The organism is Lyngbya sp. CCY1209 (assembly GCF_055795065.1).
Window position 1 is genome coordinate 17,296 of record NZ_JAYFER010000525.1, and the last position, 17,313, is coordinate 34,608.

Consider the following 17,313-nt stretch of genomic DNA (forward strand, 5'->3'; position numbering starts at 1 on the left):
TTTTTTTGATCTTTTTTTCGGCGGGGGCTGAATCTCCCTTCAGACAGAGGTTTCAGGGGTTTTTGGTGGGGTGGGGTGAATGGTCTATGTTCTCGCCCTCACCCCCAACCCCTCTCCCAACTTTGGGAGAGGGGAGCCCCATCTGAATGGAGGGGTGGGGGGCCAAAGTTTAGCGATCGGACACCACCAGCAGTCCGGAGGCGGTGCGTCCGAACTCTTCGGGGGCATATTGCAATTCGGCTTTCGCCCCGGGCCAGATGAATTCGCCGGGGGTGACGGAACGGACGAGGTAGTGCAGTTGGTAGGCGCCGGGTTCGAGGCGATCGCCGTAGGCAAAAATGCGATCGCGGTAGATGGTTTGGTAGCCGATTTCCCAGCTATCCGACTGGGCGGTTTGGGCTCGATTGCTGGTTTGGAAACTGGCATCGACGGCTTCAAATCCGGCGGGGAGGGGGTCGGTAATTATAACGCGATCGACGGGGCGATCGGCGATAATTTCCAATCCGATATCGAATACCTGTCCGGGTTTCACTTCCAAGGGTTTGGATTCCGCCGACAGTCCGGAGGTGTACAGAATTTCGCTGTCATTGGCGGGGCGGACGGTTCGGATCACCCGCAGTCCGTTCAGTCTTCCGGGCTGGTTTCCTTCCAGGCGATAGCCGTATTCTACCCAATAATTTAACTGTCCGGAACCGGAGGGTTGAATCACCAGTTGATTGTCTCCTTTGGGCAATTCTTCCATCGGGATATCGAGGTTGAAACTGGTATTGCGATCGCTTTCAAATTGCGTCGAACCCAAGTTTAGATCTCCCAACGTGATGGCGACTCGCAGGTTTTCCGGCGTGGGTTCGGTTTCCGCGTAAGCCACCAAAGCGGTTAACGCCTCGGCGGTATCGTAGCGGTTTCGCCAGGTGCCCTCCCGCCGCAGATTCAGCAGACTTTGGACTAATTTACCGACGGTTTCCGGCTGTTGCTTTTGGGCGATAAATAACCGCAACGCCTGGGATTGGACGGTGGCGGGGGAGTCCAACCACTGATATCCATTGGGTAAATTAACGGTTGCCGTCCGCCCGGTTTGGTAGATAATTTCTTGGATTTCATCAAATAGGGTATTGAACTCCTGTTGCCATTCCGGGAAATTGGCGAGATAGCGGGCGAGTTCGATTTGGGTGACGGGATCGAATTGTTCCCGAATTCCGTAAATTTCCGCCATGAAATCGCCGCGAGTTTCCCCCAAGGCGGACAACGCCATCAACGCATTCAGACGCAGGCGGTTTTTACAGATATTATCGCCACAGAAGTCATTTTGACTCGGATCTGCGATCACTTGATTCAGGTAGGTTTTGAGGCGTTCGATGCGATTATTATCAACCTCAAATCCGGCTATTTTCGCCGTTGCCAATGCTTCCGCCGCATAGCTGGACAGGACGGGATCGGATGTTTTCGCATCGGGGAAATAGCGGAAGCCACCGTCTTCTCCCTGGAGGGTTTTTAAGGTTGCGATCGCATCATTCCCCCGACTTTCCAAATTCAGATCCTCCAAGTTATTATATTTCTCGCCGAGAATCCGCAGATTGGAGGCGATTAATAGTTGACTTGCCGCCGGTTCGAGGAAGGGGTAGTATTCCCGTTCAAAAATCTGTTTGGCGGGTTCCGTCAATTGGGGAATCAAGGTGCTCGCCAGGGAAATGTTCAATCCCCCCGCATTGGGAATTACCTCTTTATCGACATTGACGGGAATTGTAATCGCTTCGGTGGCGGTTCCGGATGCGATCGCAGTTTCGGAGACTTCCAAGGGTTTAATTTCTAACGGAACTTGGAAGCTGTCGCCCAGATTTTGCAATTGGGTGGTAAATTGAATCTCGGCGGTTTCGGTATCTTCAACGACGACGGGAAAGCGATAGGCTTGGGTGTCGGGTTCGGCTTTGGTTTTCAGGTTGTGGCTGGTATTATTTCCGGCGGTAAATCGGATACCGCCGTCCACATTTCCGGTGATGTTCAACCGTCCTTCGGCGTTTTCCCGGTTGGTGACGGAAACCCCCGCCAAAAAGCGATCGCCCACCCGCGCAAATTGCGGTAATATCGGATTGGATAATAGGGGTTTGGTGGTGATAAATGTGGCTTCCCCGGAACCGAAGTTGAGGTTGCCATCGCTGGCGACTGCCATCACCCGCCAGGTGGTTAAATTGTCGGGGAGGGTGAGGGTAACTTCGGCTTTTCCATCATTATCCGTCACAATCGAACCGTCATAATAGGCGAGGGGTTTGAAATCCTGGCGTACAGAAGTCGCCGCAGTCCCGGCAGAGAGTCCGCCGCCGTATCCCCAACCTTTTTCCAAGGCGGATGTCCGCTGTTCCAATTGGACGTCGGGGCGATTATCGCTGAAATTGGTCGAAATCGACTGTTCGGCGTAAACCGTATCCACCAAATTGGGGGGGCGATAGCCGTTTAATTGCAGTATCGCATCGTTGACGACCATCAATGTGATTTGTCCGCGAATCGGTTTATTTTGGAAATCGAATAATGTCAATTTCAGGGTTTCTTCGGAACCGGGTTGAATGTCCGGTTGGGTGGGGTTGACGTTGACTTGCAGGTATTTTTTCGCCTTGTCAACTTGTAGGGGTGTCATCCCGATTGATACCAAGTTATCCAAGCTTCCCGGTTCAATTTCGGAGAGAGATTTTCCTTGTCTCACCAATACCGCTTCTACTGCCACATTGGGCAACATTTCCGGCGTGACTTGAAACCGAATTTCCGGGGCGCCGCCCTTGACGGGAATCAGGGTTTCGTAGAACGTGCGATCGCGGATGACGGCGAAAAAGAGTTCGCCTTCTTCGTAGGGAGATTGAATCAACGCCGTTGCCGTATCTCCGGGTTGGTAAGTGTCGCGATCGAGTTTAATTTCCAGGCGGTTATCGTAACGATTTCCCCAGCGAACCGCCTCGTCTCCCGTCACCCAAATTTGGATGTCCGTGGCGTTGGGACTGTCGTTTTTTTCGTCGGCAAATGTCGCCTGGATGCGGTAAGAACCGGACTCGGGGGCGGTCAGTTCGACGGTTTTGGCGGTATTTTCGCTGCGGACATCCAGCGTCGCCACGGTTTCGTATTCGATCTGATTGCGATCGCTTTGCCCCCCTTCCACCACGCGGGTGATGCTGCTGTAATTCATTTTTTGCAGTTGCAATTTTAGGGGAATATTATCGAGGGATTTACCGTTGATATCGGTGACGATAACATCCACCGGAAAGGCTTGGTTGGCTTCGGCGACGAACTTGGTTTTCAGTCCGATCAGGCGATCGCCGGGGAGGGCAACCACGCTTTTTGAATTCGCCACCGACAGGTTTGAGACATCTTTAACATCCACGTCCACCCGATACCGCATCGGATAGGGTAAGTCATCGGAAATCATCACGGTTTCCGTGCCCGTTCCGCTGTCGTCGAGTTGCCGCGATCGCTGCAAAACGTCGCTGGGCACGGCGGGTTTTTCTTCCGGCCAAAACCACTGTCGCCCGAAACTATATTTATCCCAACCTTGGGGGGTGAAATCCGTCGCCGTCCGGGTGACGTAATATTCCGCCTCGCCGCCGACGACGGGGGCACCGAAGAGATAATCGCTTTTGGCGGTGGCGGTCAGGGTATCGCCGGGAACGGCAAATTCGCGATCGAGATTCAGGTCAACTTTGAAGTTGGGGGGGTTGAATTCCGCGACTCGGAAATTACCGGCAATTTCCACCCCGCCGTTACTTTTTGCCGCGATCGCATAGTTGCCCAAGGGATCGTCCGGCCGCAAATCTAATTCGACGGAAAATGTGCCGAATTCGTTGGTTTGATACTCTCCGAGTTGCCGTTTTTCTCCGCTTGGCGTTTCCAGGGTGAGGGCATAGGGGATATTTTTATCGAGTTTCAATTCACCATTTTGCAAATAGGACGCGACTCCGGTTAAGGCGACGGGTTCGCCCGGTTGGTAGAGTTGGCGATCGGAAAAAATCGTCCCGCGAGAAATGGGTTGATTGTTTTCCCAATTGGCGTAAATTCCGTAGCCGTAACTGCCGCTATAAGAAAATGTCCGGGTAAACGCCCAGTCGTTTCCTTCTTTTGCGATCGCCAATAATTGCGGCCCTTTCTCGAAGCGGTTTCCGTCCATACATCCCCGCAATTGTTCCCCATTCAACCGCAACAATCCGTTCTCATCCGTCGTCCCGGACGCACAGGGTTCGGGGTCCGGAAATGTCGTCGCTTCCAACTGGGATTTGTAAATCTCGACGGACGCCGATTCCGCCGCCGAACCGTCATCCAAATGGTTGACTCTCACCAACCCGGACTCGGGAAACCACTGGGCAAATACGCCCAAATTTGTCAATTCAACTAAACCATAATATTCCGGTTCGTTCCATTGGGTGGTTCCGTTTTTCTGATAGGACGTGGTTCGGGCTGTTATTCCGTAAGCTAATAACCCCGTTTCGCCCCCCAATTTTTCCCGCAAATTGATGGGGGTTTCCTGGGTTTCGTTTTTGGGGTTGGCGACGGAGAAGGAAGTCCAGCGTTGTTTCGGTGGCAGTAAGTTTTTGCCTTGATTTCTGAGGTTCGCGTTATTGCTATAAACCAAATCTTCCGGCTGTACGATCTGGTAAGCCGCCCGATATTTTGCATCAGGAAGGTTGACGGTGGAAATATTCAGTTGTAAATTTTCACTGGATGGAAAAATATTGAGTCCGGAGGGAGTCCAAAGGTTGGCGGCGAGATCTCCGGTTTTGTAATTGAGGGTGACGGGTTTTTCTAAAGTTTGGTCGAATTTATCTTTCAGGTTGCCGCCGATCGCGATCGTGTAATTGGTGTTCGGTTCCAACGCCCAGGCGTTCAAACTGACGGTATCACTTCCGTCGTAGGCTTGAACAAACGGCGGGGAATCCTCCTGCGGGACGGGAGTTATACCGATATTTTCGACTGCTGATTCCGCAATAATTCCGTTATTAAACTTTAGCTGTGGACTGCCGTTGGTAAACCGTCCGTAGCTGACACCTTCCCCCGGTTTCCCGTAAAATTGCAGGGCTTGAAATTGCAGGGGTTCGTAGGTGTAAATCGGGTTGGAAATGATAAACTGACTCTGCAAATTTCCTCGCCGCGATCGCAGTCCCGGCGTAATTTCCAGGTTGTATCTCGCCCCTTTTTCTAGCTTTTTGTCCGGTTTTATGCTATAATCCCACATATGGGATGATGGCTCTACCTCTGTCCGCCCCGAAACCTCCTCCCCATCGGCTTCATCCTCAACCAACGCCACCGTCAGGGGTACAGTCTGTTTTGTCTTGTCGGAAATGAGTTGAACGTGCTCGTCGAGGGAGGCGGGATCGAGTTCCACGTTGGACGTAAATTTCAGCGTCGGTTCCAACCCCACGGGATCTTCTTTCGTACCGGGGTTTTCCTCCGTCCCGGGAAGGTTGGAGAGGGCGATCGCGGGCGTTTGGAACGTCCAGGGCAAATCCGCCTCCAATTTGTGATTATTTAAGTCGCCGAGTCCCTTTTTCAGCGTCACCCGAAACCGAGTCGCCCGGGGAATCGTTTCTTCCGCCTGAAAACCGACCATGCGGGGGGTGAGAAAGCGAAATTCCCCCGGAATATCCGGCGTGATATCGAAATATTTGAGTTGCTGCCGCTGGTTAGGAGAGTCGAGGCGTTCGACGGGAATTAACGGATCTTTGAAAATAACGCGAACCGGGCTGAGGGAGGCGGCTTCTTCCGTGGGGTTGATGTCCTCAATCCACTCGGGAAGTTGGGGGGTGGGGAGGGCGGAAATCGTCGGGAGGGATTCGCCGCCGGGTTGTCCGCTGAAAATCCGACACCCGGCGATCGTGAAGATGAATAAAAAGAGTAGGAAATACCGCCGCCAGGTTTTGCGGGAGAAGCCTCGGGTTCGCATATTCAGATCCGATCGCAATTCGTACCCCCGTGATAACAGATCGATGTCCCGCCATTCCGGAAACTTCCAAAATTCTTAACAGTTGGGGGAGGAGGGTTGGAAGCGATCGCTATTTTAGTCGATAATAATGGGAACCAACCGTTGCTCAATTTCGTCCATATACGCTGTCAAACCCGTATAAACACCTCTTTCTCGTAAAATATGGAGGGGCGTTGTTTCCCAACATTGCCGTTCGCGATCGCGATCGCCTCTCGTCAATTGTTCGACGACAACTTTGGGATTTCTGATGCGATCGGGTTCTTGAAAAGAACGTTCACGCAGTCTGTGAGCTTCTTCACAAGGATCGAAATTTAATTGAGTTTTGATGTCTGTCAAAATGTTATCTTCATCCGGATTGGATGCAATAAACCCATTTAAAACCCAGGCTTCCCGCATCCGATTTGCTACACCAATAATAATTTCTAGTTTCGGCTGTTGCTCAATGTATTCTAAACGGGCGTGTTCCATCCCTTCCTTTCGCTCAGGTTGATGATCCAAATCGCGAATAAAAAGAACTGCCTTAATTTGTCGATTGCTTTGATGTTGAAGAGCTTGGATTAAATTTAAGATCTTCATCGTCCTCGCTTCGTCAGATTTCAAGGGTGATTCAATTTTCTTGCGACGTAAAAATCGTGGCATATGAAGACCCGATCTCTTGTAATTATTGATAATCTTGATAGCATCCCTCCAGTAAGAGCGATCGCTATTTTCTTCCAAACCGCTCCAGCGAAACAAGTTGGGCAACAGGCTGGTTTCTAGCCAATCGATTTTTTCCAGCAAAACCCGTTCAGCCAAATGAGTGGCAATTCGTGCATCGGCATCACTTTCGACGATGACAATCAACTCAATCATGTGTTTCCCCAGCAATCACCCAATCTTCGCCTTCTGCATCCCAAAACTCTCCGGTGGTTAACGCTTGTGTTGCCCATTCAACATCGGGATGCTCGTCCAATCGTTTGCAACAGGTGAATCCCGAGTTTGTATTACTCAAAACGTGAACTTGAGAAGGGGACAGTTCGTCCACAATATAAGGAGAATGAGTCGAAAAGATAATTTGCAAATTACTGTTAGCTTGAATAATTTCCTTGAAAACCGAAACTAATTCTCGTTGTGCTTCTGGATGCAGCCCCTGTTCGACATCATCTAACAATATCAGGTTGGGTTGATTGGGATTCACTAAAAATGTCAATAATCCCAAAGTTAGCATGGTTCCTTCGCTGATGGAATGGGCCGGAATGCGATCGCCCGTATTCATATCGACAACAACTTCTTGACCGGCTATTTCTTGATTTTCATCGTAGGATATAGATTTACCATCAATTTCTATTAACCGTTGACGAGTAACCTTAACTTTAGCTCGTCTGATTCCAACTTCCCGAACACCCGGAACAATACGCTTCAACATTTCCTGTAAACGTCGAAATTGATCGGGAGTTTCACTCCGAAGGTAATCTAGAGTTGGTGCCAACATTGAACCATCATATTCAACTCTCGGGGTGACGGATTCACTGTATGCTGCCTCAGCAAGTTTAGCCGCCACTAGCTTCAAATAAACGGCATATTTCAAAGCTGCTGGAATTGGATATGGAGCTTCGCTTAATGATTGATACCATCCCTTTGTACTTCCCTTTTCTTGGTCTAATTTCCAGGATGCCTCTGGTTCCCACTTATGATTGTCTCTCCGAAAATTATAAGAAGCTGTCCAACCTTTTCGGTTATTTCCGTATCCCCAAAATCCTTTCACAATAGCAGATACATTATCTTGTCCGACAGTTGCCAGAAAATCCGGCGATCTTTCATATCCAAAAACATTTTTGAATTCTGAACTCGAAAGCCGACTCAGACAATGTAATGCTTGCAAAATAGATGTTTTTCCAGAGCTGTTTTTTCCGACCAGCGCATGCAAGCGTGAACTATCTAGATAAAGTTCTGTAGATCGGTGACTCTTAAAGTTAGTTAATGTTACTTCTTCTAGCATTTATTTACAGTATATTAATGTTAGTTTGAAAAAGACTCAGTTTTCGACGAACTGATAAAAGAATAAGGATTCAGTCCACAAATATCTATGCTGTAATTTCGGGCTAACTCACGCTTTGTGAATTGATCCGTCCATTTTAATCCAAAGTTGGGGAAAAGTCAACCCTCAGATCCGCAAAAAATTGCCATCGAGTAAAATTTCAACCTCTGCGGTCAATTTCCTACCGTTCCACCGCCTTCGGAGTGAACCGAATTTCGATCCGGCGCCGACTCGGGTCGGAACTGCGATTGGATGCGGCATAATCCCCCGAAGCGTCGTATAATTGGGCGGCGGAATAGGCTTTAAACGTCAAGTTCAAGGGCTGCAATTCCTCATTTTCTTGTAACTTTTCAACCACAGCTAACGCTCGCATCAAACCCAGGTCGGCATTGGAACCGGGCACTAAACTGCTGACGGGGGCATTGTCGCGGGTGACTTGTTCCAAACTTTGGTCTAAATTGCTGTAACCGCCGCCCGTAATTTGCCCGTCCGTGTGGCCGATGACTTCCACCACATAGCCCTCATAATCCTCGGCGAAACTTTTAATTTGTTTGACCAATTCTTCCTCGATAAATTCATTCAGTCCCGCCGAAATTTCCGCACTGCCGGACTCGAACCGCCGCGCGGCAGAATCCCGCAACACGATAACCGGAGGTGATTTTAACCGTTCCACTTCTCCTTTTAATTGAATGACTTCATCGCCTTTCTGCCGCAATTCGGTTTGCAGTCGGGCAACTTGCCCCTGTAGTCCGGTGACTTCGGTGGTTCGCTGCTGCAATTGGCTTTGCAATTCGGAGAGTTGGATTTGCAATTGTTGCGATCGCGATTTATTCGCATCCGAAATGGTCTGGATAAACACGGACTTGATAATTGCCAAAAATAGAAATAGGCTCAAAATCATGAAGGCGTTCGCCATCAAATCCGTAAACGCCGGCCAGACGTTCAATTCTTCCTCGGCGTGTCGATAACGGGGAGGACGCATTATTTTAACCTCTCAATTTTACTGTTTTTCCAGGGTGTACCGCAGTCGATACAGTTCGTTCTTGGTGTCTTGCAGGTGGGTGACGCATTCTTGTAACCCCGCAATAATCGGTTGCAATTCCACGGGGGGGACGGGAGAATTGGAACTGGTGGTTTGATTGATTCCCGCCGTGTAGCTTTGCAGGGTTGTCACCAATTTCGATAACTCTTCCTGCACCCCCTCAAAACCGTCCGTTCTCGCCACGATGCGACGCTGGAGGGCATCGAGGGTATTCGTCGCCGATTGGAAGCCTTGGGAGGCCGTCTGGGTCTGTTCGATCGCGCGATCGAAGGCCTGTTGATTGTGCGTTTGGGTGTCCAATAAATTCAAAGCGGTCTGGTTGGTTTGGTGAATTTGTTCGCCGAATTTGACCAAACGTTTGCTATAATTTTGTAATTCGATAACGGCGAGATCCACCGATTGAACGGAGGTCGCCAAACCGGCGGCGGACTGGGAGAAACTGCGTTGGATGTTCGCCAAATTGGCGGTCGCCCCCGATAGCTGCTGTGGGAATTCGTTCTGTTCAAAGGCCCGGGCAACTTCCAAAAAGCGATCGCCCGCAATTTGAAAGTCCTTGGCACTTTGAGTCACGGTGGCGGATGCGTCCAACAGGCGGGAGTAAACCTGTTCGGCGAGTTGGTTGGCTTTCAGGTTGGCGGCGGAAATCTCGTCGATTTTGTCTCGAAATGCCGATTCGATGGAAGTCTGAATCCCCTGGCCGAAGCGAATCAAAAACTGGTCGAAAACCTGCACCATTTCTTGGACAATTTTATCGGTTTTCGTCTTTCCCTTCAACGAGGGCTGATAGATGTTGTCGAGATAGTCTTCCAAGGCACTCATCCAGCGATATTTCGCCAGATTGGTATTAAACATAAAGTTGACAATTACGATCAATGCACTAAAAAAGATCGCGGTCAAACTGGACGTAAAGGCAATCCCCATCCCCCGCAGGGGTTCTTGAATATCTTGGAGCAAACTGGCGATGTCGGTGACGTTGCTTTCGCTGACACTCTGACTCAGAGATGCCAAATTGATCGTAATGCCGACGAAGGTTCCCAGCAAACCGAAAGATAGCAACAAATTGGGGAGAATGCGACAGAATTGGTCGATTTGTTCACAGGAGATGAATAAAACCCGCTGCTGGCTGTAAACGTGGTCGATGAGGGCAGCGGTGTTGACCTGTTCGAGTTCTTGGCGGGCCGCCGCCAGTCGGGTTTCTAAATAGTCGATAATTTTGGGAGTATTGCCGACGGACTGGCCGTAAATCAGTCGCCGGACTTTGCTGCCCTGATTGACCAAATAATAGTGAAGTGCCATCCGCAGGAAAACGGCGATGATGGATGGCGCGACCACGAAAATCGCGATCAGAATTACCAGATATTCCGGAATAATGGACATAAAAATACCCTTGAAATCGTGGGGGGTCAATTTTGCTACAGTTTGGGTATCCCGAATTCCGCCAGAATTCAATATAGCGACGTGAAATGATGATTGAAAACTCGATCAATCAAGGCCCCCAGAATTGGGGATTTGGGGGCGATGTGCCATATCGTCGCGGCGGGCAAAATTGACGCCAACTTCCATGATATCGAATTTGAATCGAAATCCGAGGGAGCGGACTACCGCCCCACGAGCTTCACGCCATCCTTGAAGTGGGCGGCGGTGGTGATGGCGGCGACGCAGAAATAAAATAACCGAATTCCCCAGAAGCAAATTCCCATCAGCCAATTGACGATGGTGGGGGGGATGCCGCTGACTTTTACAAATTTGGAGTTGACCTGTTTTTCGAGTTTTTCCAGATCCTCCATCTGGGATTGTTTGGTGGGAATCATCGGAAATTGTCCGGTGTAGAGGTAAAATCCGAATACGCCGTCGTGGCCGATGCGGCGTTCCAAAAACGAGTCGGCGATCGCGGTGGCTTGGTCCGGTACGATCTGATCTTCCCGGGCGATATCTTGTACCCAAAGATTGTATTTAAAAATTTGTGGGATCGCCAAAATAACCGGGACTAAAATCACCAAAAATGCCGCGCTAATTTTGCGGCTATCGACCGTGGGTAACAGGGCAGTCGCCAGCCCGAATCCCATGCCCAGGATGGCGAAAACCAGCAAATTTAATAACTCGATAATTTCCAATCCCCGCAGCAGGTCGCCGAACACGAAGATCGGATAAACGAAGTGGTGCGCCAACTGCAGTGCCAGGACTTTGGCGACGATCGCGATCGCCACCAGAACCATGCCGCAGGCGACGTAGGCGAGGGCGCAAACAATGTATTGACCGAATTTACCCAACCGTTGGAAAGGTTGCGCCGAACCGGGCGAAGATTTAGTTTTTTGCCGTACCATTTTTGAATTCGAGTTGAGTGGACTGGGTGATTTTGGCGATCGCATCCAAACTCGGAAGTGACTGGCCGCCATCAGATAACCATAACAAGTATTCGATATTACCGGCAGGGCCTTGAATCGGCGACCCAGTGAGACCCCGGTACTGCCACCCGAGGGTTCGAGCCGCGCCTCCGACCCGAAAAATCGCCTCAGCTTGATCGCCGGGATCTCGGACGACTCCCTTCTTCCCGACGCGACCTTTTCCGACTTCAAATTGAGGTTTGACCAGCAACACGATCTCCCGGGGAGATTGTAGAAGTTCCCACAGTGCGGGCAGAATTTTGGTCAGGGAGATAAACGAGACATCGACGACACCCAAATCGGCAAAATTGTCACCGGCATCGTCGCCGTACAACTGTTCCGGGGTCAGGTGGCGGAGGTTCGTCCGTTCGGACAAAATGACGCGGGGATCGTTTCGCAACCGCCAATCGACCTGTCCGTAACCGACATCAATTCCGTAGACTTGTTTTGCCCCCCGCTGTAGGAGGCAGTCCGTAAACCCCCCCGTGGAAATGCCGCCGTCGATGCAGATTCTCCCGGCCGGGTCGATTGCAAAAATATCGAGGGCCTGGGCGAGTTTTTCGCCCCCCCGGGACACGAAAGGCGATCGCGCTTTGACATCAATCGTGGCTTCCACATCCACTTCCGTACCCGGTTTGTCGATCACCTGGCGGTTGACCATCACCTCCCCGGCCCGGATCAGACGTTGGGCCCGCTGCCGGGAATCCGACAGGCCGCGCGCGACCAGAAGAGTATCGAGACGCTGTTTCATAATAATTTTAGATTTGAGATTTGAGATTGAAGCCCCCCGCCCCAAAAAAGAAGAGGCGATCGCGTGTCGCCCCTTTTCAGCCATTCAATTGATAGAATTGACAGATGCAAATTTCCCCAATCCGAACCGATTTCGGCCCGATTTAGGAAAAAAGATGATATTAAAGGTCAGTTTCACTTAACTCGCGGATCATGTGCTCGAAGGGTTGCTCCAAATAAGCGCCCACTTCGATGCCGGCCGCCTGCACTTTTTCCTTGACCAATTCCTTGAGAATTCCGAGGCCGACCACGGTGGGTCCGATGGGAACTCCGAGGGAATTGTAGGTTTCCCGCAACCCTTGCAGCACGCGCTCGTCAAGAACGTCCGTGTCCCCGGCCACCAGAGCGTAGGTGGCATAGCGCAGGTAGTAGTCCATGTCCCGCAGACAGGCCGCATAGCGGCGGGTCGTGTAGGCATTTCCACCCGGCCGGATCAGTTCGGGCAGCTCGGTGAACAATTGGGAGGCCGCTTGCTTGACCAGTTCGGCCGCGCTGCCACTGATGGTGGTGGCGGCTTGCACCCGCCCCGTTCCGGTGGCAAAGTAGGATTTTAAGGAATCGATCGCATCGCGATCGAGGTACCGTCCGGTGATGTCGTAATTTTTAATCAGGCTCGTGACTGCGTCCCGCATGAAGTTTATCTCCCTATGATATCTTTCAATTATTCTGAGCCACGTCGTGCCATAGTGTAACACTCAATACAAAACTTAATCAATCTGAGTCACTATGATCAGCCAGATGCTTGGTCAGGAAATCTGGTAAGCTCCTCAAATAGTGGAAATAGTAAGGAGAGATATATGCCCGAGACGGCCCAAGAAGTCTTGAGTATGATTCAAGACCAGAATATTGAAGTCATCGACCTGAAATTTATCGATATGCCGGGAACCTGGCAGCACCTGACGGTTCACAGGAGCCAGATCGACGAGACTTCCTTCACCGACGGCGTCGCCTTCGACGGTTCCAGCATCCGGGGCTGGAAGGCCATCAACGAATCCGACATGATGATGGTCCTCGACCCGAAAACGGCTTGGATCGACCCGTTCATGGCTGAACCGACCCTGAGCGTGATCTGTAGCATCAAGGAACCCCGGACGGGGGAATGGTACAGCCGCTGTCCCCGTTCCATCGCCCAGAAGGCGATCGATTACCTGAACGAAACCGGCCTCGGGGACACCGCCTTTTTTGGCCCGGAAGCCGAATTTTTCGTCTTCGACGACGTTCGCTTCGACCAGACCCAAAGCTGCGGTTACTACTACGTCGATTCCATCGAGGGGCGCTGGAACTCGGGTAGGGAAGAACCTGGGGGCAACCTGGGCTACAAACCCCGCTACAAAGAGGGCTACTTCCCCGTCTCCCCCACGGATACCATGCAGGACCTGCGGACGGAAATGCTGCTGACGATGGCCAAGTGCGGCGTCCCCATCGAAAAGCACCACCACGAAGTGGCCACCGGCGGACAAAACGAACTCGGCATCAAATTCGGGACGATGATCGAGGCGGCGGACGACTTGATGATTTACAAGTACGTCGTCAAGAACGTCGGCAAAAAGTACGGCAAAACCGTGACGTTCATGCCCAAACCCGTTTTCAACGACAACGGGTCCGGGATGCACACCCACCAGTCCATCTGGAAGGGCGGCCAACCGATGTTCGCGGGCGATCGCTACGCCGGATTGAGCGAAATGGCCCTGTACTACATCGGCGGCATCCTGCGCCACGCCCCGGCCCTGCTGGCCTTCACCAACCCCACCACCAACTCCTACAAGCGGCTGGTGCCCGGTTTTGAAGCCCCGGTGAACTTGGCCTACTCCCAAGGAAACCGTTCCGCCTCGGTTCGGATTCCCCTGTCCGGCGACAACCCCAAGGCCAAGCGCCTGGAGTTCCGCTGCCCCGACGCCACCGCCAACCCCTACCTCGCCTTCGCGGCGATGCTGTGCGCGGGACTCGACGGCATCAAGAACCAGATCCATCCCGGCGAACCCCTCGACGTGGACATCTACGATCTGAGTCCGGAAGAACTCCGCAAGATCCCCTCGACCCCCGGTTCCCTGGAACTGGCACTGGAGGCCCTGGAAAACGACCACACCTTCCTGACCGAATGCGGCGTGTTCACGGAAGATTTCGTCACCAACTGGATCTCCTACAAGCTCGACAACGAGGTTAACCCGATGCGGTTGCGTCCCCACCCGTTCGAGTTCTCCCTGTACTACGACTGCTAATTCGCCGAACGAATTACCAACTTGAGATTCCCAGAACCATGAGCCATCCTTCGGGGTGGCTTTTTTTAATTAACAATTGATAATTGATAATTGATAATTATAGCGCTGCGCGCGGGTGTAGGGTGTAGGGTGTAGGGTGTAGGGATGGAAAATTCCCTTGTCATCGGGCTTTCGAGGTTTGTCCCCCTTTCCGGAACTGTCAACACACGAGCGCGCACTGCTATATCAATTGCTCTGTGGGGGTGCTTGGGACATCCGAATATTTCTCAACCCTTCGCCCCCGGGGAACGATAAAATTATTTACAATAAATTACAAATCTTTACGTTATTTTCAGTTTCGATCATGTCCGATCCAGTCACCCAATTCACTTATCAGGCATTTCAGCAGGGCAAGAGCATTTTTAGCGTCGCCCACAAAACCCTCAGCAATCGACTGCTACAGGCGATCGCGCCCCCGAGTCCCGAGCGGAAACCGCAACCCCTGAACCCAGAGATCCTGGACAAAATGCGCGTTTCCCTGGAGGAAATCTACGAAACCGACTGGCGGGACGCGGAGGAGGGGGTCTATCCCACATCGACTCTATTCGATACGCCCTGGGCGGATGTATTTCTTTACTATCCCCTAGTTTGCCTCGAACTGCCCCGAATTCAAGACCGGGCCAACAACAAACGCTATCAAGATTTTTCGCCGGACATCGACACCGAGGGCTATCCCAGTTATTATGTCCAGAATTTCCACCACCAGACCGACGGCTATTTTAGCGACTGGTCGGCGAATTTGTACGATTTGCAAGTGGAGATTCTTTTTAACGGCGGCGCCGATGCCATGCGGCGGCGGGTTTTGGCGCCACTGAAAGCCGGCGTCGGGGCGTTTGACTCCCTGTCTCCCAAACAGGTGCGGGTGTTGGATGTCGCCTGCGGGACGGGGCGGACGTTGAAATTCATCCGCGCCGCCCTCCCCAAGGCGTCCCTGTACGGCGTCGATCTGTCCCCCGCCTATTTGCGGAAAGCCAATCAACTACTCTCGGAGATTCCCGGAGAACTGCCGCAGTTGCTCCGAGGGAATGTGGAAGCGTTGCCCTACCAGGACAACTATTTTCACGGGATTACCTCCGTGTTTTTGTTCCACGAACTGCCGCCGCAGGCCCGCCAAAATGCGATCGCGGAATGTTTTCGGGTCTTGCAACCGGGGGGCGTTTTCGTCATTTGCGATTCGATCCAGGCGATCGACTCCCCGGAATTGCGGCCGATGATGGAGAATTTCCCGGTGATGTTCCACGAACCTTACTATCGCCACTACATCACCGACAATTTGAGCGATCGCCTCGAAAGTGAAGGATTTCGGGACATCGAAATTCAACACCACTTCGCCAGCAAATACTGGATCGCCCGCAAACCGGCGGTAGAAGCCTAGGAATTGGGGCGCTAAAGCGCAACAACAAACCCCGTTGTTGGGCTTTAGCCCCTCCGAAGCGCCCAAGCGCAACAACAAATGACTCCAAATTAACAATATTAAAAAAGTCTGATAATTATCCGGAAATCCGGCGGCGTTCACTACAATCAAAAGTGACAATTGCAGTTCGATGCAAATTTCAAAACTGATGTCGTGCAATTTTCGTCATTATCGAAGCACATAAAAAAAACAAAAATGCAGTTTAATTAAATAAAAAATATGAAATTTGTTGACGAATATCGGGATATCGACCTCGCCCAAAAATACGCCCGGGCGATCGCATCCGTCACCACCCAACCCCGGACGATCATGGAGATCTGCGGGGGACAAACCCATTCAATTGTCAAATACGGGATAGACAAACTTTTGCCCGAGGAAATCACCTTAATTCACGGCCCCGGATGTCCCGTCTGCGTCACCCCCATCGAACTGATCGATCGCGCCCTGGAAATCGCCTCCCGCCCCGACACGATCCTCTGTTCCTTCGGGGATATGCTGCGGGTTCCGGGCAGCGAAAAAGATCTGTTATCGGTGAAAGCCACGGGAGGAGATATCCGCATCATTTATTCTCCCCTGGATACCCTCAAAATTGCCCTGCAAAATCCCGAGAAGCAAGTGGTCTTTTTCGGCGTGGGATTTGAAACCACCGCCCCCGCCACGGCGATGGCGATTTACCAGGCAAAACAGCAGAATATTCAAAACTTTTCGATGCTGGTGTCCCACGTCCTCGTTCCGCCCGCGATCGAGGCGATTTTGTCCGCCCCCAACTGTCGGGTGCAGGGATTTTTGGCGGCGGGGCACGTCTGCACGGTGATGGGATATACGGAATACGAACCGATTGTCAAAAAATACAATATTCCGATTGTCGTCACCGGCTTTGAGCCCGTGGATATCCTGCAAGGAATTTATCTCTGTATCCGACAGTTAGAAAACGGGGAAGCCAAACTAGAAAATCAGTACAGCCGTTCGGTGAGTCGGGAAGGAAATAAACCCGCACAACAGATTATTTCAGAAGTGTTTGAAATTGTCGATCGCCGGTGGCGGGGCATCGGAGAAATTTCCCGGAGTGGCTTGGGGTTGCGATCGCCCTACGCGGAATTCGACGCCGAAAAACGCTTTGATTTCGCGCCTTATAGCCCCTGCGATACCGGCGAATGTATCAGCGGGGAAATCATGCAGGGCATCAAGAAACCCCACCAGTGTCCGGCGTTCGGGACTCGCTGCACCCCGGAACATCCCCTGGGGGCGCCGATGGTGTCGTCCGAGGGCGCCTGTGCCGCCTATTATCGCTACCGACAGCGGGACGTTTCGGACCAATTTGAACCCATTTTATCCGAGTAGGTTGGGTTGAGGCACGAAACCCAACATCAGTATATTCGACTTCACCCGCCTTGAAATAAATTTCAGCTATCTAAGTAGGTTGGGTGGAGGCACGAAACCCAACATCAGTGTATTC

General features: G+C 51.6%; 11 protein-coding genes. 3 read left to right on the forward strand and 8 right to left on the reverse strand.

Going from position 1 to position 17,313, the window contains the following annotated elements; all coding sequences use genetic code 11:
• Positions 1-169 precede the first annotated feature (169 nt).
• From AC0QHF_RS17455 to apcB, 8 genes are all read right to left on the reverse strand, one after another.
• Positions 170-5,914, reverse strand: coding sequence for an alpha-2-macroglobulin family protein (locus AC0QHF_RS17455; RefSeq protein ID WP_324705511.1), 5,745 nt, complete (start codon positions 5,912-5,914; stop codon positions 170-172).
• A gap of 114 nt (positions 5,915-6,028) precedes the next feature.
• Positions 6,029-6,805, reverse strand: a complete 777-nt coding sequence (locus tag AC0QHF_RS17460) for a hypothetical protein (RefSeq protein WP_324705512.1) — start codon at positions 6,803-6,805, stop codon at positions 6,029-6,031.
• The gene (locus tag AC0QHF_RS17465; protein ID WP_324705513.1) at positions 6,798-7,931 is read right to left on the reverse strand and encodes an AAA family ATPase; all 1,134 of its coding nucleotides are present in this window, start codon (positions 7,929-7,931) and stop codon (positions 6,798-6,800) included. The genes AC0QHF_RS17460 and AC0QHF_RS17465 overlap by 8 nt, the downstream gene beginning before the upstream one ends.
• Before the next feature lie 220 nt (positions 7,932-8,151).
• Entirely contained in the window at positions 8,152-8,952 is an 801-nt protein-coding gene (locus AC0QHF_RS17470) for a hypothetical protein (protein ID WP_324705514.1), read from the reverse strand.
• An 18-nt stretch (positions 8,953-8,970) separates the two neighbouring features.
• Complete coding sequence (locus AC0QHF_RS17475) at positions 8,971-10,389, reverse strand: hypothetical protein (protein ID WP_324705515.1); 1,419 nt, start codon at positions 10,387-10,389, stop codon at positions 8,971-8,973.
• A gap of 221 nt (positions 10,390-10,610) precedes the next feature.
• On the reverse strand, positions 10,611-11,336 hold the full coding sequence (locus AC0QHF_RS17480; RefSeq protein WP_324705516.1) for a hypothetical protein: 726 nt from the start codon (positions 11,334-11,336) through the stop codon (positions 10,611-10,613).
• Positions 11,317-12,147, reverse strand: coding sequence for a TlyA family RNA methyltransferase (locus AC0QHF_RS17485; RefSeq protein ID WP_324705517.1), 831 nt, complete (start codon positions 12,145-12,147; stop codon positions 11,317-11,319). Before AC0QHF_RS17485 ends, AC0QHF_RS17480 begins: the two co-directional genes overlap by 20 nt.
• A 160-nt stretch (positions 12,148-12,307) precedes the next feature.
• Positions 12,308-12,817, reverse strand: a complete 510-nt coding sequence (apcB, locus tag AC0QHF_RS17490) for an allophycocyanin subunit beta (protein ID WP_324705518.1) — start codon at positions 12,815-12,817, stop codon at positions 12,308-12,310.
• 165 nt (positions 12,818-12,982) lie between these two features.
• Here apcB and glnA point away from each other — a divergent pair, with 165 nt between their 5' ends.
• The 3 genes from glnA to hypD all read left to right on the forward strand — a co-directional run bounded on the left by glnA (position 12,983) and on the right by hypD (position 17,198).
• A complete protein-coding gene (gene glnA / locus AC0QHF_RS17495; protein WP_324705519.1) occupies positions 12,983-14,404 on the forward strand; it encodes a type I glutamate--ammonia ligase in 1,422 nt (473 codons plus the stop codon).
• Between the two features lie 343 nt (positions 14,405-14,747).
• Entirely contained in the window at positions 14,748-15,818 is a 1,071-nt protein-coding gene (locus tag AC0QHF_RS17500; RefSeq protein WP_324705520.1) for a class I SAM-dependent methyltransferase, read from the forward strand.
• A gap of 258 nt (positions 15,819-16,076) precedes the next feature.
• A complete protein-coding gene (gene hypD, locus AC0QHF_RS17505) occupies positions 16,077-17,198 on the forward strand; it encodes a hydrogenase formation protein HypD (RefSeq protein ID WP_324705521.1) in 1,122 nt (373 codons plus the stop codon).
• Positions 17,199-17,313: the final 115 nt, after the last annotated feature.